The sequence below is a fragment of the Shewanella sp. 10N.286.48.B5 genome, assembly GCF_002874355.2.
Lineage (GTDB): Bacteria > Pseudomonadota > Gammaproteobacteria > Enterobacterales > Shewanellaceae > Shewanella.
On record NZ_MCVG02000001.1, the window covers coordinates 161,158 to 180,405 of the forward strand.

Below are 19,248 nucleotides of genomic sequence, written 5' to 3' on the forward strand. Positions count from 1 at the left end.
TTATATTTATTGCTTTGTGAACAAAAGTATTTTAATTCAGCTAATAGAGTTAAATATTATCTAACTCATTAAATTGAGTATAAGTGAGGTTGTGTGTTTGAACTTAAATCGGGAGATAAAACCCTCTCGCTAGCCAGTCCGATTGTTATGGCTATCATTAATGTAACCCCAGATTCTTTTTCTGATGGCGGTCAACATGCCACGTTTGAAAGTGCTTGTCAGCAAGTTGATAAAGTCATCAGTCAAGGGGCTAAAATAGTTGATATTGGCGGCGAGTCAACCAGACCAGGTGCTACAGCTGTTACTTTAGAAGAAGAGCTCGCTAGAGTTATTCCTGTCATCGAATATACTGCCCAAAACCATGATGTGTGGATTTCAATCGATACCAGTAAGCCGCAAGTCATGGAAAAAGCAGTTGCTGCAGGCGCCCATATTATTAATGATGTTCGTGCGCTACAAGAGCCCGGCGCGCTGGCAATGGCAACTATGCTCGATGTGCCCGTATGTTTAATGCATATGCAAGGGCAACCAAAAGATATGCAAGACTCACCAGAATACGACGATGTTATCCAACAAGTTAATGACTTTTTGTCGCTAAGGGTAGATTATTGTTTAGCAGCAGGTATGTCTCGAGAAAATATCATTTTAGATCCAGGCTTTGGCTTTGGTAAAACTCTTGAGCATAATTATCAGCTGTTAGCCAAGTTACCGGAACTACATAGTTTGCATTTTCCCGTGCTGGTAGGTTTATCAAGAAAAAGCATGATCGGGGATTTATTACAGCGTGATATTAATAATCGCTTAGCGGGTAGTCTTGCTGGGGCGATGATTGCGGCGCAGCAAGGGGCGCAAATTATACGGGTACATGATGTTGAAGAAACCGTGGATGCACTCACTGTGATGTCAGCGACAATGGCAAGTTTACATAACTAACCTTTTCAGTCATTTTAAACATGCATTTTTTGCCTAGGTTACGTTATCAAGTGGTATGAATTCACTTTGAGAGGTACACATGCAGCAAAGACAATTTTTTGGAACTGATGGTATTAGGGGCAAGGTCGGCGCGGGTAAAATGACCCCCGAGCTTGCTCTTAAGCTTGGCTGGGCAGCGGGAAGGGTGCTTTCACGCAGTGGCACCAAGAAAGTGATTATCGGTAAAGACACACGGATTTCGGGTTACCTGTTTGAATCCGTACTGGAAGCCGGCTTATCTGCCGCTGGCTTAAATGTATTATTGGTTGGGCCTATGCCGACGCCAGCTATTGCTTATTTACCCCGAACTTTTAGGGCCGAAGCTGGCATTGTTATTAGTGCCTCCCATAATCCCTATTACGATAATGGTATTAAGTTTTTTTCAGCTGACGGCAGTAAGTTAGATGATGCGCTTGAATTAGAAATAGAGCATGAACTTACCAAAGACTTAGTTTGTGTTGAGTCTCATTTATTGGGCAAAGCGGCAAGAATTGATGATGCAGCAGGGCGCTACATTGAATATTGTAAAGGTCATTTCCCTGCTGAGCTGACTTTAGCTGGGCTTAAAATTGTGGTTGATTGCGCTCACGGCGCAACATATCACATTGCTCCTAGTGTTTTTAAAGAGCTTGGCGCAGAAGTGATCACCATTGGTGATAAACCTAATGGATTAAATATTAATGACAATGTTGGCGCGACATCCATGGCGTCAATATGCGAGCAAGTGCTGCTAGAACAGGCTGATGTCGGCATTGCCTTAGATGGCGATGGTGATAGGATCATGATGGTGGATCACCAAGGTAATGTGATTGATGGCGATCAAATTCTTTATGTGCTTGCCGCTAATGCACTTAATAATGGCACTTTGAAGGGCGGGGTTGTTGGCACCTTGATGTCAAATTTAGGCTTGGAGTTGGCATTTAAGAGATTGAATATCCCCTTTATGCGCTCAAAAGTAGGTGACCGTTATGTCATGGCGTTGATGCGTCAACACCACTGGCGTATTGGCGGCGAAAGCTCTGGACATATACTCGATTTAGATCACGGCACGACAGGGGACGGTATCGTGGCGGGAATTTTAGTGTTAGCGGCAATGCAGCAGCAACAATTATCGTTAGCACAGTTGGTTAAACCGCTAAAAATGTTGCCTCAAGTATTAATTAATGTCACTTTTAATAGTGAGACTGATCCATTATCAACGTCAGCGGTCATCACTACCCTGCAGCATGTAGAGCAGCTATTAGGTAAAACCGGTCGAGTTTTACTTAGAAAATCCGGCACTGAGCCCTTAATAAGGGTGATGGTTGAAGGTGAAGATGTGGCATTGGTCACATCTTTTGCACAACAGATTGCTGATGCAGTGCAACGCGTTAGTAAATCCTAAATGTTATATATTAATTGTTTATTTATTAATACTTAATCGTACCGAGTAAAAAAACAACACTCTGACACGTTATAGTAATTATTCCTAACTTAGGTATTGTAACTTGTTTGGTGGTTCGTTATTATTCACGCCGCTTTGAAAGGAGACAGTAATGGCACTCAGACGTCCTATGGTAGCTGGCAACTGGAAAATGAATGGCAGTTCGGCTTTAGCCCAAGAGTTATTCAGCAAGTTCGCTACAAAGCTCCAAAATGATTCTGCTGAAGTAGTTTTGTGTCCACCTTCAATTTACCTTGAAAGTGTAAGACAACTACTTGAAGCAAATAAGCAAACCTTAGATGGCGCGCTTGTAAGAATGGGCGCACAAAACCTTAGTCAGCATGACTTTGGAGCCTACACTGGTGAAGTTTCCGGTAAAATGCTAAAAGATTCAGGATGTCGATATGTGATTATCGGCCATTCCGAACGCCGTCGTATGTATGGCGAAACAAGTAATATCGTTGCAGAGAAATTTGCTGCAGCACAGAAACATGGTTTAACGCCGATTCTTTGTGTTGGTGAATCTGGTCCAGCTCGTGAAGCAAGACGTACTTTTGAAGTGATTGCCGAAGAGTTAGACATTGTGATTGAAAAGAATGGCACCATGGCTTTTGATAATGCCATTATTGCTTACGAGCCTTTATGGGCTGTAGGTACTGGTAAGAGTGCAACTCCAGAGCAGGCACAAGAAGTCCATGCGTTTATTCGTCAAAGACTTTCTGAAGTGTCGCCGTTCATCGGAGAAAATATTCGTATTTTGTACGGTGGTAGTGTTACGCCTTCAAATGCAGCCGATATTTTTGCACAGCCAGATGTTGATGGTGGACTGATTGGCGGTGCTAGCTTAAACTCTAGCGAGTTTTTAAGTTTATGTTCCATAGCGATGAGCGCTTAATATTATGTATGAAGTTTTAATTGTAGTTTACTTGGTTGTTGCGATCGGTCTTGTTGGCCTAATCCTTCTTCAGCAAGGTAAAGGTGCTGATATGGGGTCTTCTTTTGGTGCTGGTGCATCAGGAACTCTATTTGGCTCAGGCGGTTCAGGTAATTTCCTGACACGTAGCACAGCTGTGCTAGCGATTGGTTTTTTCACTTTAAGCCTAGTATTAGGTAACTTAAGTGCTAACCATTCAAAGCAAGATGATGCATGGAATGATTTAGGTTCTGCAGTAGAGCAAGTTGAACAAGCTCCTACTCAAACTGAAACAAAGATTCCAGACTAAACAACAAATTGAGGCAACATAGTTTGTTGCTTCGATTAAGTTTTGTCTCTATTAGCTAAGTTAAGTTTCCCTCTCTCAAACTTAACCTCAAATTAGCTAATAGAAAATAGTAACAGTTACATATGCGGATGTGGCGGAATTGGTAGACGCGCCATCTTGAGGGGGTGGTGAGCTATGCTCGTGTGGGTTCAAGTCCCACCATCCGCACCAAATTTGATTAATCAAAGTTAATTGGATTAATCAAAGTTAATTGGATTAATCAAAGTTAATTGGATTAATCAAAGTTAATTGGATTAATCAAAGTTAATTGGATTAATCATTGCAAGAGAAGACGTAAGTTAATATAATTGCGCAAGTTGACGCGGGGTGGAGCAGTTTGGTAGCTCGTCGGGCTCATAACCCGAAGGTCGTCGGTTCAAATCCGGCCCCCGCAACCAGCTTATTGTTGATTGATTTTACGAAATTGCGTAAAACATTCTTCAATTAAAAGGTTCTATATTAAGACCTCGTCATTACGGGGTTTTTTGTTATATGGAGCTTGGTAACTCCGTGATTATACCGACTTTTTTGGGGCTTATGCCCTTTTTTTCGTTTTTGGGGGTCATTTTTGGCAACATTAGAAACTAAACTGACAGAAATGCTGACAGTACCTGTTGAGGCTATTGGTTTTCAACTTTGGGGTATTGAGTTTGTCCATGCTGGGCGTCATTCAATATTACGTGTATTTATTGATGGTGAAAGTGGTGTCAATATCGAAGATTGTGCCGAAGCCAGCCGTCAAGTTAGTGCTGTTCTAGATGTTGAAGACCCAATCTCGACAGAATACACATTAGAAGTTTCTTCGCCTGGGGTTGATAGACCTTTATTTACTGCAGCGCAATACGCTGCATATATTGGCGAAGATGCAAAAGTACAATTGACGATGCCAGTAGCGGGTAGTCGTAATTTAAAAGGTGTCATCACGGCAATCGAAGGGCAAATGCTAACGATAAACGTAGATGGTGAAGATTTGATAGTGGCTTTAGATAATGTACGCAAAGGCAACATTATTGCGAAGTTTTGATAGTTTCAAGGTGAACGAGGCAAGACATAATGAATAAAGAGATTCTGCTAGTCGCAGAGGCGGTATCAAATGAAAAAGCCGTCCCGCGTGAAAAAATATTCGAAGCGCTAGAAATTGCTCTAGCCACTGCAACTAAGAAAAAGTATGAAGGCGAAATTGAAGTTCGCGTTGCTATCGACCGTAAAACTGGCCACTACGACACTTTCCGTCGTTGGATGGTTGTCGATGATCAAGGTGAAGCTTTAGAAAACCCTTACAGCGAAATCACACTTGAAGCTGCGCGATATGAAAATCCAGAAATTCAACCTGGTGAGTTCATCGAAGATGAAATCGATTCAGTTGTGTTTGACCGTATTACGACGCAAACCGCGAAGCAAGTTATCGTACAAAAAGTACGTGAAGCTGAACGCGCTCAAATCGTTGAACAGTTCATTGAACGTGAAGGCGAGATTGTTACTGGTGTCGTTAAGAAAAGCACCCGTGAAAGCGTTGTTGTTGATCTAGGTAATAATGCTGATGGTGTTATTTACAAAGAAGACATCATTAGCCGTGAATCATTCCGTCCTGGTGACCGTGTACGTGCTTTACTTTATGCAGTTCGCCCAGAAGCTCGCGGTGCGCAGTTATTTTTAACGCGTAGCAAGCCTGAAATGATCATTGAGTTATTCAGAGTAGAAGTACCTGAAATCTTAGATGAAGTGATTGAAATCATGGGTGCAGCACGTGACCCAGGCGCTCGCGCTAAAATCGCCGTGAAAACCAATGACAAACGTATCGATCCTATCGGTGCTTGTGTTGGTATGCGTGGCGCACGTGTTCAAGCTGTTTCAAATGAGTTAAGTGGCGAGCGTGTTGATATCGTTATGTGGGATGACAATCCAGCACAATACGTTATTAACGCAATGGCACCTGCTGATGTTGCTTCAATTATTGTTGATGAAGACAACCACTCAATGGACATTGCTGTTGAAGCAGACAGCCTAGCACAAGCGATTGGTCGTAATGGTCAAAACGTACGTTTAGCGACTCAGTTAACAGGCTGGGAATTAAACGTAATGACTGTTGAAGACCTTAACAAGAAGCATCAGGCTGAAAGCGCTAAAATCGTTAACTTATTTGTTGAAACACTTGAAGTTGACGAAGATTTTGCAACAGTACTTGCAGAAGAAGGCTTTACGTCTTTAGAAGAAATTGTTTACGTACCTGAAACAGAATTATTAGACATTGATGGTTTTGACGAAGACATCGTAACTGCGCTACGCGAACGTGCAAAAGCAGCGATTTCAACTAGAGCATTAGCGTCAGAAGAAGCACTTGATGGTGCTGAACCGGCTGCAGATTTATTAGCGTTAGATGGTTTAGAAAAGCATTTAGCATATGTTCTTGCAAGTAAGGGTGTAATTACCTTAGAAGACTTAGCGGAACAAGGCATTGACGATTTAATTGATATTGAAGAATTGACAGAAGAAAAAGCAGGTGAGCTCATCATGGCTGCCCGTAATATCTGTTGGTTTGGCGAAGAAGCATAAGTCGATCAACAGGGGGATTTAATTGATGGCAGATACAAGTATAGATAAATTGGCCGCGGAAGTGGGCAAAAATGTAGACAGACTGATTGAACAGTTTGCCGACGCAGGGATCAAGAAAACCAAAGCTGATTCAGTTTCAGAAGCTGAAAAGCAAACATTGCTTGATCACTTGAAAAAGCAACACGGTGGCGATCAAGCGCCGCAAAAAATGACATTACAACGCAAAACCGTTTCAACACTCAGTGTTAATGCCGGTGGCGGGCAATCTAAAGACGTTAAAGTTGAAGTACGTAAAAAACGTACTTTTGTTAAACGTGACGATAGCGATGCAGCGAAAGAAGCTGAACTAGCAGCGCAAAAGCAGCAAGAAGCAGAAGCTGCGGCGAAAGCTGCTGCAGAAGCTAAGGCTAAAGCGGACGCAGAAGCTAAGGCTAAAGCGGACGCAGAAGCGAAAGCGAAAAAAGATGCAGAAGCTAAAGCGAAGAAAGAAGCTGAAGCGGCTAAAGCCAAAGCAGCTAAAGCTGAAGATCCTGAGTCTGCTGCTGCGCAAGTAGAAGCTGATCGCCTTAAAGCGGTTCAAGAAGCGACATTAAAGAAAAAGCAAGAAGAAGAAGCGGCATTAGCTGCTGAAACTGCTCGCAAGTTAGCTGAAGAAAACTCAAAGCGTTGGGCTGAAGAAGAGCGTCAACGTATTGAAGCTGAAAAGAACGGTGATCACCATGTGACTACCTCTAAAGCGGCGCGTGCTGCTGAAGATACTTCAGATGCTAACGATGAAAAACGTGGCCGTCGTGCACGTAACAAGAATGCTAACAAGAAACGTGGTGGCAAAGGCGGTCGTGATAACCGTAGCAATGCTGCACGTAACAAGAGCACTGCTCCTGAATCTATGGCACATGGTTTCAACAAACCTGTTGCTGTGGTTAAAGGCGAAGTACGTATCGGTGAAACAGTATCTGTTGCTGAACTTGCTCAACGTATGTCTCTTAAAGCCACTGAAATCATCAAGCAGATGATGAAAATGGGCTCTATGGTTACCATTAACCAAATCTTAGACCAAGAAACAGCACAAATGGTTGCTGAAGAAATGGGTCATAAGGTTATTCTTCTTCGTGAAAACGAATTAGAGCATCAAGTACTTGGTGATCGTGATGAAGAAAATGTGGTACTAGAGACTCGTGCTCCAGTCGTTACCATCATGGGTCACGTTGACCACGGTAAGACTTCATTACTTGATTACATTCGTCGTGCCAAAGTTGCTGACGGTGAAGCCGGTGGTATTACCCAGCATATTGGTGCATACCATGTAGAAACTGAAAATGGCATGATCACTTTCTTAGATACTCCTGGTCACGCGGCGTTTACGTCAATGCGTGCTCGTGGTGCTAAAGCAACTGATATTGTTATTTTGGTTGTGGCTGCAGACGATGGTGCTATGCCGCAAACTATCGAAGCGATTCAACATGCTAAAGCTGGTAACGTGCCGTTAATCGTTGCAGTGAACAAAATGGATAAGCCAGAAGCTGACCCAGAGCGTGTTAAGAGTGAATTAGCTCAACACGGTGTTATGTCTGAAGATTGGGGCGGCGAACACATGTTCGTAAACGTTTCGGCTAAAGCGGGTACCGGTATTGACGAATTACTTGAAGGCATTTTACTTCAGTCTGAAGTATTAGAGCTTAAAGCTGACCGTTCAGGTATGGCTGCTGGTGTTGTTATTGAATCTAAATTGGATAAAGGTCGTGGCCCAGTTGCTACTGTACTTGTTCAAGAAGGTACTTTACGCCAAGGCGATATCGTTCTATGTGGTCTTGAGTACGGTAAAATCCGTGCAATGAAAGACGAGAACGGTAAAGCAATTACTGAAGCTGGTCCATCAATCCCTGTAGAGATCTTAGGTCTTTCAGGTGTACCTTCAGCTGGTGATGAAGCAACAGTTGTTCGTGATGAGCGTAAAGCACGTGAAGTTGCACTTTATCGTCAAGGTAAATTCCGTGATGTTAAACTAGCACGTCAGCAAAAATCTAAGCTTGAAAACATGTTCGCGAACATGACCGAAGGCGAAGTGCAAGAACTTAACATCGTTCTTAAAGCAGACGTTCAAGGCTCACTTGAAGCAATTTGTGAATCATTAGCTAAACTGTCTACTGATGAAGTTAAAGTTAATATCATCGCTCGTGGCGTTGGTGCATTAACTGAAACTGATGCTACGCTAGCTGCAGCTTCAAATGCCATCATGGTTGGTTTCAACGTGCGTGCTGATGCACAAGCGCGTAAGACTATCGATTCTGAAAGTGTTGATTTACGCTACTACAGCGTTATCTACGACTTGATTGATGAAGTTAAAGCGGCGATGACGGGCATGCTTGCTCCTGAATTCAAGCAACAAATCATTGGTCTGGCAGAAGTTCGTGATGTATTTAAGTCGCCTAAGATTGGTGCAATTGCCGGTTGTATGGTTACCGAAGGTACCATCAAGCGTAGCGCTCCTATCCGTGTACTACGTGACAACGTGGTTATCTACGAAGGTGAGCTAGAATCATTACGACGCTTTAAAGATGACGTTGCTGATGTTCGTAACGGCATGGAATGTGGTATCGGTGTGAAGAACTACAATGACGTCCGAGTGGGCGATCAGATTGAAGTCTTCGAGACGGTCGAAGTGGCCCGAACGCTGTAACACAGAAAGGGCGGCGTAAGCCGCCTTTTTTATTTATATAAGGCTATGGTAACAATATTATGGCAAAAGAATTTAGTCGTACTCGTCGAATCGCGCAGCAGCTGCAACAAGAGCTTGCTATGGTGTTACAGCGCGATATGAAAGACCCTCGCATCGGTTTTGTTACAGTAAACGATGTTGATGTGTCACGAGATTTAAGCTACGCAAAAGTATTTGTGACCTTCTTTGAAGAAGATCGTGAATTAGTCGATCAAAAAGTCGAAGCACTTGCTGCAGCAGCTCCTTACATCAGAACACTAATTGCTGGCCGCATGAAGCTACGTGTTATGCCTGAACTACGTTTTGTCTATGACAGTTCATTAGTTGAAGGTATGCGTATGTCTAACTTAGTAAGCCAAGTGATTACGAGTGATAAGGCAAAGCAAGAAAAGTTTGGTTCTGAAGAATCAACTGACGCTGAAGAAAATACAGAAGGAAAAGACTAATGGCTCGTCGTCGCAAAGGGCGTTTTATTGATGGCATAGTGCTATTAGATAAAGGAACTGGCATCAGTTCTAACCATGCTTTGCAACGTGTCAAACGTCTCTACCAAGCTAACAAAGCCGGCCATACTGGCGCTTTGGATCCATTGGCAACCGGGATGCTACCTATTTGTTTAGGTGAAGCAACCAAGTTTTCTCAACATTTACTTGATGCTGATAAGCGTTATTTAGTGACGGCCAAGTTAGGTGAAAGAACTGATACCAGTGATTCTGACGGTGAAGTTGTGCAGATAAGACCTGTCAATTTTACCCAAGAAAAGCTTGAAGTGTCACTTGAACACTTTCGTGGTAAAACCATGCAAGTTCCTTCTATGTATTCGGCATTAAAGTATCAAGGTCAGCCTTTATACAAATATGCACGTGAAGGCATTGAAGTCCCCCGTGAAGCCCGACCAATTAATGTGTTTGAGTTGCTAAACGTCGGCTTAGAAGGTGATGAGTTAACCTTAGACATTCATTGTTCTAAAGGTACTTATATTCGCACCATCGTTGATGATTTAGGGGAAATGCTAGGCTGTGGGGCTCATGTCATTATGCTTAGACGTACTCAAGTTGCTGACTATCCATATGAAAAAATGGTGACCTTAGAGCAATTGATGGCGATGGTAGATGAGGCTGAAAAGTCTGAAATACCTTCAAGTAATGTATTAGACCCATTACTATTACCAATGGATACCGCGGTCGCGAACTTTGCTGAAGTAAATTTACCTGAGACCAGTGCTCAGTATATTTTACAAGGCCAACCTGTTCAGGCTGAAGGTGTGCTAGATGATCAACTTCTACGGATCACTTTAGGTGAGTCAAGAAAGTTTATTGGCATTGGCTTTAAAAATGATGATGGCTTACTCGCACCCAAAAGATTAGTGGTTGACCACAGTCAAGAGTAGTGGCTCTAACTTGTTAGTTTAATCTATATCAATCTGTATATTTTACTGTGGCAAGATTGCCGCAGTCGGATATGCAGATTTTTTATTGCGGTAAGCTGCGCTTTCGGTTAATATATCGCGCCCTCAGGCTGAGTTAGTGATCGGCTTGAGATAATTTAATTTTTTCTGGAGATATTTATGTCACTAAGTAATGAACAAAAAGCTAAAATCGTAGCTGAATTCGCACGTTGTGAAAACGACACTGGTTCAACTGAAGTACAAGTAGCTTTATTGACTGCACAGATTAACCATCTACAAGGTCATTTCAAAGAGCACATCCATGATCACCATTCACGTCGTGGTCTACTACGTATGGTTAGCGCACGTCGTAAGCTTACTGCTTACCTTAAGCGTACTGACGTAGCTCGTTATACTGCTCTAATCCAGAAGTTAGGTTTACGTCGTTAATAACGACGTTTAATTTGCTTATTGCTTGCGGTAAGTAGATCAAACCGTAAAAAAGGAGGCTATGCCTCCTTTTTTATTGGCTAAAATAAATGTAGTTTAACTAGCATTCTTGTTTACGCCTGCTCTACCTTTACCTGCTGCTCACCAAAATAGCGCGCTTCAAACTCGTCTTGTGGTAAAGGTTTACTAAATAGAAACCCCTGACCAACTTGGCAATGATGTTGTTGTAGCCATGCCAGCTGCGCTTGGTTTTCAATCCCTTCTGCAACAATATCCAGATTTAGCTGTTGCCCTAGCATTAGAATAGTGGAGGCGATGGCGCCATCATGGGGTAAGTCAGAGACAAAGCAGCGGTCGATTTTCATTGTGGTAATAGGCAAACGGCGTAAATAAGACAAAGATGAATAGCCGGTACCAAAATCATCCACGGCAATACCAAAACCGGCACTTTTAAGTTGTTCGAGTTTAGCGATGGCTTGAGTGATATCATTCATCAGTGATGTTTCGGTTATTTCGATTTCCAATAACTCGGGGCGAATTTGATAACGTAGCGCCAATTGTTTGATATCGGATACCAAGCTTGCATCAGCAAACTGCTGTGAAGCGACATTTACCGCAATGGGAATGACGCGATTGTATTTTTTCTCCCACTCACGGAGCAGCTTACAACTTTGTTCAATAACCCATCTGCCGATGGGAATGATAATGCCAGTTTCTTCAGCGATAGGAATAAACGCCATGGGTGGCACAAGTTTGCCGTCTTTTTGCCAGCGGATTAAGGCTTCACAGCCGACAATTTCATTAGTTTTAAGATCTAATTTGGGCTGAAAATAAACCCTAAATTCATTTCGCTTAAGCGCATTGTGTAAAGAGGCCTCGGTTTTTAATCTAAGTGCGGCATGTTCAGTCATTTGCTGCTTGAAAAAGGCCCACTGGTTTGAACCCGCAGCTTTAGCGCTATACATGGCAATATCGGCGTGCCGGATAAGATCCTCAGCGCCTTGGCCATCTTCAGGGTATATCGCAATACCAATCGAGGCCGCAGGGTGAATCGTATGCTCATTCAGCTGTATTGGCATATTGAGTTGCTTTAACAGCTGTTCAACGAAATCAGCGGCGTGTTGCGGGGTTTTTATATCATCTGCAACGATAACAAACTCATCACCTCCTAGGCGGGCCACGCTGCCTTTATCAGCGATGCCCGATTCTAAAATTCGGGCTATTCTTACAAGGAATTGATCACCGATAGTATGCCCTAAAGAGTCATTTACATTTTTAAATCTATCGAGGTCAATAAATAACAGTGCGAATTGGCGTTTGTGAACGCGCGCACGTTGTATGGTGACACTTAATGTTTCAAGTAATAGGGTTCTATTGGGCAAATTAGTGAGAGGATCTCGGGTGGCCATTTTTCGTAATTTGTTTTGAGCCTGACTGAACTGCAATAAGATTTGATTTAATTTTGTGGAGACAAGTCCAAGCTCGTCATCTTTATGGGCACAGGTTATGGGAATGAGGTTTTCATCCGGTAATTCAGGATCAATGTTATCAATGGCTTCGCTGATCTGCGCGATTGGCTGAGTGAGGAATCGGTGAAACACAATCGTGAGCACTAAAGTGAGCAATAAGGCTCTGGCTAAGGTGGCGATAAAACTTAACTGAAGTCGGTTAAACAAATTATTGGTCATTGCTTGAATATCGTAATGGATAGATAAGGTGCCAATTTGTTGCTGTTTTTTATCGCCCTCAAAATAGTGCGGTCGATACAAAGGTCGTGAGATTTCCTTTAACTCATCAAAGAGCAAGTAACTCAAACTGTCATAGTAAGTTGGATATCGTTTGGCCTGATGACTTGCTTCAACATACAAGGAATTGTCATCTAAGGTGATGATAGCAGAACGAATATCATCAATTTTTATAATACCTTCTAAGTTTTGCTGGGTCTGTTTGTCATCTAAAGCCCACACCACATTAGATATGGTTTGTTCAACAGAATTGACGAGTTTTTGCTGGGAGGCCTGGATTTGCTGTTTGGTGGTAATAACAACCAGTGCAAGCTCGACAATAAAAATAGCAATAGCAAAAAATAATGCTGTGAACACCACTAAATTTGTTTGCTTCCATGTCAAAGACTTAAACTGTGGCGGCATTATTTTATTTCCATTTGCAATAACGTTGAGCTTACTTTTGTTGGCGGGCTAACAAAATCTTAAATTACCTAAAAAACCTGCTTGTTATTGTTAGGAATTTTCTACCTTTCACTGTAGATAAATTTGTTCAAAAAGTCATTAAGTATAGCGTTTAGCCCAAGGATTAAAGCCTATTTTTCGGCCAGGGCATTGTTATTATCATTTTATATTGCCATGAGATATGAATTCATATAACCATATCGACCTTAAAAGGCAAAATATAAATTATTTTTTAGACTGATATGGCGATGACCTTTAACTATTATAAAAAATTGAAGTATACTTATGCGCGTAATTTAAAGGTCAATAATTAAGGAATGGGTCACGTGAATCCAATTGTAAAGAGTTTTGAGTATGGTCAACATACTGTCACCTTAGAAACAGGTGTTATTGCACGTCAAGCTGATGCTGCAGTACTAGCGAGCATGGGCGATACAACTGTCCTTGTTACTGTAGTTGGTAAAAAAGTTGCGGATTTAAGCCGTGATTTCTTCCCACTAACAGTTAACTACCAAGAGAAGACTTACGCTGCTGGTAAGATCCCTGGTGGTTTCTTTAAGCGTGAAGGTCGTCCAAATGAAGACGAAACGCTTATTGCTCGTTTAATCGACCGTCCAATTCGTCCTTTATTTCCTAACGGTTTTAAAAACGAAGTCCAAGTCATTATTACTGTTGTTTCTGTAGACCAACAAATTGAGCCAGACATTGTGGCTATGATTGGTACTTCAGCAGCGCTGGCTATTTCTGGTATTCCATTCAATGGACCATTAGGTGCTGCACGTGTTGGTTATATCAACGGTGAATACTTACTTAACCCATCAGTAGATCAAGTTGCTGAAAGCGACTTAAATCTTGTTGTTGCAGGTACTAAAAGCGCTGTATTGATGGTTGAATCTGAAGCTAAGTCACTTGCTGAAGAAATCATGCTAGGCGCGGTAACTTACGGTCACGATCAACAACAAGTTGTGGTTGATGCGATTGCTGAGTTTAAAGCTGAAGCGGGCAAGCCTACTTGGGATTGGACTGCTCCTGTTCAAGATCAAGACTTAGTTGCTAAAATTAAAGATTTAGCTGAAGTTGGCATGACTGAAGCTTACCAAATTGAAGTTAAGCAAGATCGTTATGCGCAAGTTGGTGTTGTTAAAGCAGCAGCAAAAGCGGCATTAGTTGCTGAAAACGCAGATGTTGATCAACGTGAAGTTGATAACTTACTTGGTAGCTTAGAGAAGAACATTGTTCGTGGTCGTATTATCAGTGGCAAGCCACGTATCGACGGTCGTGAACCAGATATGATCCGCGCATTGAATGTACTTGCTGGTGTACTTCCACGTACTCACGGTAGCTCATTATTCACTCGTGGTGAAACTCAAGCGTTAGTTACTTGTACTTTAGGTACAGAACGTGATGCACAGAAAATTGATAGCATCATGGGCGAGCGTACTAACCGCTTCATGCTTCATTACAACTTCCCTCCATACTCAGTTGGTGAAACTGGCATGGTAGGTTCACCTAAGCGTCGCGAAATCGGTCACGGTAAGCTAGCTTGGCGTGGTATGAATGCCGTTATGCCTTCAGCTGAAGAATTCCCATACAGCATCCGCGTTGTTTCAGAAATTACTGAATCAAACGGCTCAAGCTCTATGGCTTCTGTTTGTGGTACTTCATTAGCATTAATGGATGCGGGTGTACCAATCAAGAGTTCAGTTGCTGGTATCGCAATGGGTCTAGTTAAAGAAGGCGACGACTTTGTTGTTCTTTCTGACATTTTAGGTGATGAAGATCACTTAGGTGACATGGACTTTAAAGTAGCTGGTACCCGTGATGGTATTACTGCTCTGCAGATGGATATCAAGATTGAAGGTATCACTCAAGAGATCATGGATATCGCTCTGCAACAAGCATACGGCGCTCGTGTTCATATTCTTAACGTGATGGACCAAGCAATTGGTGGCGCACGTGAAGATATCTCTGATCACGCTCCACGTATTACGACTATCAAGATTAATCCTGAAAAAATTCGTGACGTTATCGGTAAAGGTGGTGCAACTATTCGTGCACTTACTGAAGAAACCGGTACAACAATTGAATTAGATGACAACGGTACTGTTAAAATTGCTTCTTCAAATGGTGAAGCAACTAAAGAAGCTATCCGTCGCATCGAAGAGATTACTGCTGAAGTTGAAGTCGGCCGTATCTACAAAGGTAAAGTTATCCGTATCGTTGATTTTGGCGCATTCGTTAACATCTTACCTGGTAAAGATGGCTTAGTTCATATTTCTCAAATCAGTGAAGAGCGTGTTGCTAACGTTTCTGACCACCTTGAGATGAACCAAGAAGTTGACGTTAAAGTGATGGAAGTTGACCGTCAAGGTCGTGTAAGACTTTCTATCAAAGAAGCTGTTACTAAAGCAGAACCTGCTGCAGAATAGTTGTTAGATTAACTCAGTTAATCTAATCGATAAAGGAGAGCTAAGGCTCTCCTTTTTTATTGGCAAAATTTAGCCAATGATAAATTTATCTTTAACTGCGTAGCCCTTGGCGCTATTGGTTGATATGATGCAAACTAACTATAGAACCTGATAAGGTATTTAAATGGAACATAAATTACGGACCACTGTGGTAGCATTATGTGTCGGTGCCAGTATGTTATTGTCAGGTTGTGCTTCACTTTCAGGCAATGATAATAGCGCAGCGTCAGGCAAAGTGATGGTTTCTCCCAAAGTGCCTGATTACAAGTTAGAAGTCACTTTAGCTAAGCTCAATGACATTTTAGCCTCTATGGAATTAACCACTGAGCAACGAGCACGCTTTCATTATGACCGTGGTGTTATCTACGATAGTGTTGGCCTACGACTACTAGCTAAAATTGATTTTCACCAAGCGATAAAATTACAACCTAATCTTGCTGATGCATATAATTTCTTAGGGATTTATTACACCCAAGAAGGCGAGTTTGAACCTGCTTATGAGTCTTTTGATGGGGTCTTAGAGTTATCCCCCCAATACGATTATGCTTATCTCAACCGTGGTATTGCTTTGTATTACGGTGAACGCTATGAGTTAGCCACTGAAGATATGCGCACATTTTTGGCCCAAGCACCTGCTGATGGTTATCGTGCTTTGTGGTTATACCTAGTGCAAGTGCCGACAGATCAGCAAGCAGCGCAAGCCGAGCTATTAACTAACCGCCAATCGCTTAACGATCAGGCGTGGTCTTCAGTCATCATTGATTATTACCTTGGTAAGCTGACTAAAGAGCAAGTTTTTGATGCAGCTAAAGTCAACCTGACTCAACCTCAGGAGTATGCTGAGCGTCTGTGTGAAGCCTATTTCTACCTAGCTAAAAAAGCGGTGGAGCAAAAAGATTATCAACTGGCAGCGGATTATTATCGCTTAAGCTTGGCAACAAATATTTATGATTTTGTTGAACATCGTTATGCCAGAATAGAGCTAGCCCAAGCGCTGCAAATACTTGAACAATCTACAGTCGCTAATTAATAATAATTGTTAGCTCAGCACAAAGGCTAATGCATCGGCATTAGCCTTTTGGGTTTTTTAAACCATCACCATTTGGGTTTAAGTGAGTTTACCTAGCCAACCTAGATGGGAAACGCTATAATTTGCGCCTTTTTATTATGCTAGGGCAAGTAAACCATGTCAGTTCAAACAGTAGAGGTCGATAAACGTCGTACCTTCGCGATTATTTCGCATCCTGATGCCGGTAAGACCACTATTACTGAGAAAGTACTTTTATTCGGACAAGCAATTCAAACTGCAGGTACCGTTAAAGGTCGTGGCTCTAAACAGCATGCAAAATCTGACTGGATGGAAATGGAAAAAGACCGTGGTATTTCTATTACTACTTCGGTAATGCAATTTCCTTACAGTGATTGCCTAGTAAACCTACTTGATACTCCAGGTCACGAAGACTTCTCTGAAGATACTTACCGTACCTTAACCGCTGTTGACTCATGTCTTATGGTGATCGACGCGGCCAAAGGTGTCGAAGACCGAACCCGTAAACTAATGGAAGTTACCCGTTTACGTGACACACCAATCGTGACATTCATGAATAAATGTGACCGTGATATTCGCGATCCTATGGAAGTGATGGACGAAGTTGAAACTGAGCTAAAAATCGCATGTGCGCCAATCACTTGGCCGATTGGCTGTGGTAAGTCGTTTAAAGGGGTTTATCATATCCATCGCGACGAAGCAATTTTATACCAGTCAGGTTTAGGGCATAAAATTCAAGAAGTGCGTACAGTGAAAGGCCTTGATAATCCTGAACTTGATGTAGCAATTGGTGCTGAACTTGCTGAGTTATTACGTGAAGAATTAGAACTTGTGATCGGTGCATCACATGAGTTCGATTTAGAGGCGTTTCTAGCCGGTAAACTTTCACCTGTCTATTTTGGTACCGCATTAGGTAACTTTGGTGTTGATCATATACTTGACGGTTTAACTGAGTGGGCACCTAAGCCTCAACCTCGCGCCACTGAAGTACGTGATATTCATGCTGAAGAAGAAAAGTTCTCTGGCTTTATCTTCAAAATCCAAGCGAACATGGATCCTAAGCATCGTGACCGCGTCGCATTTATGCGTATTGTGTCTGGTAAGTACGAGAAAGGCATGAAAATGCATCATGTACGTGTCGGTAAAGATGTGCGTATTTCTGATGCGTTAACCTTCGTTGCTGGTGATCGTGAGCAAGTTGAAGAAGCCTACCCAGGTGATATTATCGGTTTACATAACCATGGCACCATTCAAATTGGTGATACTTTCAGCCAAGGTGAAAAAGTTAAGTTTACTGGTATTCCTAACTTTGCCCCTGAAATGTTCCGCCGTATTCGCTTAAAAGATCCGTTAAAGCAAAAGCAATTGCTTAAAGGTCTCGTACAGCTTGCCGAAGAAGGCGCTGTTCAAGTCTTTAGACCGCTAGATACCAACGACTTAATTGTGGGCGCAGTTGGCGTACTGCAGTTTGAAGTGGTTGTTGGACGCCTTAAGAGTGAATATAACGTCGAAGCGATTTATGAAGGCATTAGTGTTTCAACCGCCCGCTGGGTTTACTGTAAAGATGAGCGTAAACTCGAAGAGTTCCGTCGTAAGTGCAGCAGCAATTTAGCCTTAGATGGTGGTAATAACCTAACTTATATTGCACCGACTATGGTAAATCTGAATTTATCCATGGAACGTTACCCTGATGTAGAGTTCGCTAAAACTCGCGAAAACTAATCACTGGGGTGTTTGATGTTAAAAGGCGGTCTAACCGCCTTTTTTATTGGCTGTGATTTAAGCTTGAGGCTAATTTTATTCTATAGTGGCAAGATGAGTAACGTAAAAAGTGCTAAGCAGGTTTGCTGCATTAGCTGTGATTTGCAGTAAAGTTATTTGTTTGAGGGAAAGTGATGATAGATACCCATGCCCACCTTGATCTTGTGGATTTTGACCACGATAGAGCTGCTTTGTTTGCAAAGATGCGCGCAAACGGGATCGACAACGTCATTATTCCAGGGGTGAGTGAGTCATCTTGGGCTAAACAGCTAGAGGTTACCAGCGAGTTTGACTGCTATTTTGCCTTAGGTATCCACCCTTGGTATGTACCTGCTGACATTTCTCAAGCAGTGGCGGCGTTAAATAATCTCATCGCTAAACATAGGCCTAATCCAAGGTTTGTTGCCCTGGGGGAATGTGGTTTAGATAAGCTTCGACATTGGTCTCAATCACAGTTGGATTTACTCGAGGCTCAATTAGCATCAGCAATTGATTGGCAATTACCGGTGATTTTACATGCCGTAAAAGCTCATCCACAACTATTAGCCATGTTGAAAAAATACCCTAACCCTAAAGGTGGGGTTATTCATGGCTTTTATGGCGCCCCAGAGTTGGCAAAATCTTATATTGAACTGGGCTATAAACTGGGAATAGGTGGGTTAATCATGAACCCTAGCGCCAAAAAGTTACAAAAAACGGTTACAGAAGTTGATATTAAACACTTCCTAATAGAAACCGACTCTCCCAGCATGGCGCCCTATAATTCACCAGATAAACGAAATACTCCGCTTCAGATAATAAGTTTTGTTGAACAGATAGCAAAATTACAAAAAAAAACCACTGTTTTAATTATGGAACAGTTGGGGTTAAATGCTCGACAACTGTTTGAGCTGTAATTCTTTTTTTTTAAACACCGTGGTTGATGGGCGTTGCTGTGGGATAAGATCCTGAAATTAAACTCTAAAACTATGAACTAATCCACGATTTTCATCCGCTCGTCAGTTATAATCACTAAC

General features: G+C 42.2%; 15 protein-coding genes and 2 tRNA genes. 16 read left to right on the forward strand and 1 reads right to left on the reverse strand.

Annotated features, from left to right (window positions below; genetic code table 11):
- Nucleotides 1-93: 93 nt before the first annotated feature.
- The 12 genes from folP to rpsO all read left to right on the forward strand — a co-directional run bounded on the left by folP (nt 94) and on the right by rpsO (nt 10,766).
- On the forward strand, nt 94-933 hold the full coding sequence (folP, locus tag BCU57_RS00735) for a dihydropteroate synthase (protein WP_102437915.1): 840 nt from the start codon (nt 94-96) through the stop codon (nt 931-933).
- A 79-nt stretch (nt 934-1,012) separates the two neighbouring features.
- Nucleotides 1,013-2,356 (forward strand): phosphoglucosamine mutase, encoded by a 1,344-nt coding sequence (gene glmM, locus BCU57_RS00740; RefSeq protein WP_102437913.1) that lies wholly within the window; start codon nt 1,013-1,015, stop codon nt 2,354-2,356.
- A 151-nt stretch (nt 2,357-2,507) separates the two neighbouring features.
- Entirely contained in the window at nt 2,508-3,290 is a 783-nt protein-coding gene (gene tpiA / locus BCU57_RS00745; RefSeq protein ID WP_076542857.1) for a triose-phosphate isomerase, read from the forward strand.
- A gap of 4 nt (nt 3,291-3,294) precedes the next feature.
- Nucleotides 3,295-3,618 (forward strand): preprotein translocase subunit SecG, encoded by a 324-nt coding sequence (gene secG / locus BCU57_RS00750; protein WP_076542859.1) that lies wholly within the window; start codon nt 3,295-3,297, stop codon nt 3,616-3,618.
- Between the two features lie 124 nt (nt 3,619-3,742).
- Nucleotides 3,743-3,828: transfer RNA gene (locus BCU57_RS00755), tRNA-Leu, on the forward strand.
- Between the two features lie 150 nt (nt 3,829-3,978).
- A tRNA-Met gene (locus tag BCU57_RS00760) sits at nt 3,979-4,055 on the forward strand.
- Between the two features lie 170 nt (nt 4,056-4,225).
- A complete protein-coding gene (gene rimP / locus BCU57_RS00765) occupies nt 4,226-4,681 on the forward strand; it encodes a ribosome maturation factor RimP (RefSeq protein ID WP_076542862.1) in 456 nt (151 codons plus the stop codon).
- A 29-nt stretch (nt 4,682-4,710) separates the two neighbouring features.
- Nucleotides 4,711-6,210, forward strand: coding sequence for a transcription termination factor NusA (gene nusA, locus BCU57_RS00770; RefSeq protein WP_076542863.1), 1,500 nt, complete (start codon nt 4,711-4,713; stop codon nt 6,208-6,210).
- A 25-nt stretch (nt 6,211-6,235) separates the two neighbouring features.
- On the forward strand, nt 6,236-8,890 hold the full coding sequence (infB, locus tag BCU57_RS00775; protein ID WP_413211380.1) for a translation initiation factor IF-2: 2,655 nt from the start codon (nt 6,236-6,238) through the stop codon (nt 8,888-8,890).
- Nucleotides 8,891-8,949: 59 nt separating this feature from the next.
- Nucleotides 8,950-9,375, forward strand: a complete 426-nt coding sequence (rbfA, locus tag BCU57_RS00780) for a 30S ribosome-binding factor RbfA (protein ID WP_102439559.1) — start codon at nt 8,950-8,952, stop codon at nt 9,373-9,375.
- Nucleotides 9,375-10,319 (forward strand): tRNA pseudouridine(55) synthase TruB, encoded by a 945-nt coding sequence (gene truB / locus BCU57_RS00785; protein ID WP_102439558.1) that lies wholly within the window; start codon nt 9,375-9,377, stop codon nt 10,317-10,319. The genes rbfA and truB overlap by 1 nt, the downstream gene beginning before the upstream one ends.
- A 177-nt stretch (nt 10,320-10,496) precedes the next feature.
- Nucleotides 10,497-10,766: a 30S ribosomal protein S15 gene (gene rpsO / locus BCU57_RS00790; RefSeq protein ID WP_076542867.1), complete on the forward strand. Its 270-nt coding sequence runs from the start codon at nt 10,497-10,499 to the stop codon at nt 10,764-10,766.
- A gap of 113 nt (nt 10,767-10,879) precedes the next feature.
- Here the strand turns inward: rpsO and BCU57_RS00795 are convergent, their stop codons facing one another.
- A complete protein-coding gene (locus BCU57_RS00795) occupies nt 10,880-12,916 on the reverse strand; it encodes a putative bifunctional diguanylate cyclase/phosphodiesterase (protein ID WP_102439557.1) in 2,037 nt (678 codons plus the stop codon).
- Between the two features lie 365 nt (nt 12,917-13,281).
- On the opposite strand from BCU57_RS00795, the gene pnp reads away from it, so the two are divergent.
- The 4 genes from pnp (at nt 13,282) to BCU57_RS00815 (ending at nt 19,128) form a co-directional block, all read left to right on the forward strand.
- Nucleotides 13,282-15,384, forward strand: a complete 2,103-nt coding sequence (gene pnp / locus BCU57_RS00800) for a polyribonucleotide nucleotidyltransferase (protein ID WP_102439556.1) — start codon at nt 13,282-13,284, stop codon at nt 15,382-15,384.
- A gap of 163 nt (nt 15,385-15,547) precedes the next feature.
- The gene (gene nlpI / locus BCU57_RS00805) at nt 15,548-16,453 is read left to right on the forward strand and encodes a lipoprotein NlpI (protein WP_102439555.1); all 906 of its coding nucleotides are present in this window, start codon (nt 15,548-15,550) and stop codon (nt 16,451-16,453) included.
- A 156-nt stretch (nt 16,454-16,609) separates the two neighbouring features.
- Nucleotides 16,610-18,193 (forward strand): peptide chain release factor 3, encoded by a 1,584-nt coding sequence (prfC, locus tag BCU57_RS00810; protein WP_076542871.1) that lies wholly within the window; start codon nt 16,610-16,612, stop codon nt 18,191-18,193.
- Between the two features lie 173 nt (nt 18,194-18,366).
- Nucleotides 18,367-19,128 (forward strand): TatD family hydrolase, encoded by a 762-nt coding sequence (locus BCU57_RS00815; RefSeq protein ID WP_102439554.1) that lies wholly within the window; start codon nt 18,367-18,369, stop codon nt 19,126-19,128.
- Nucleotides 19,129-19,248: the final 120 nt, after the last annotated feature.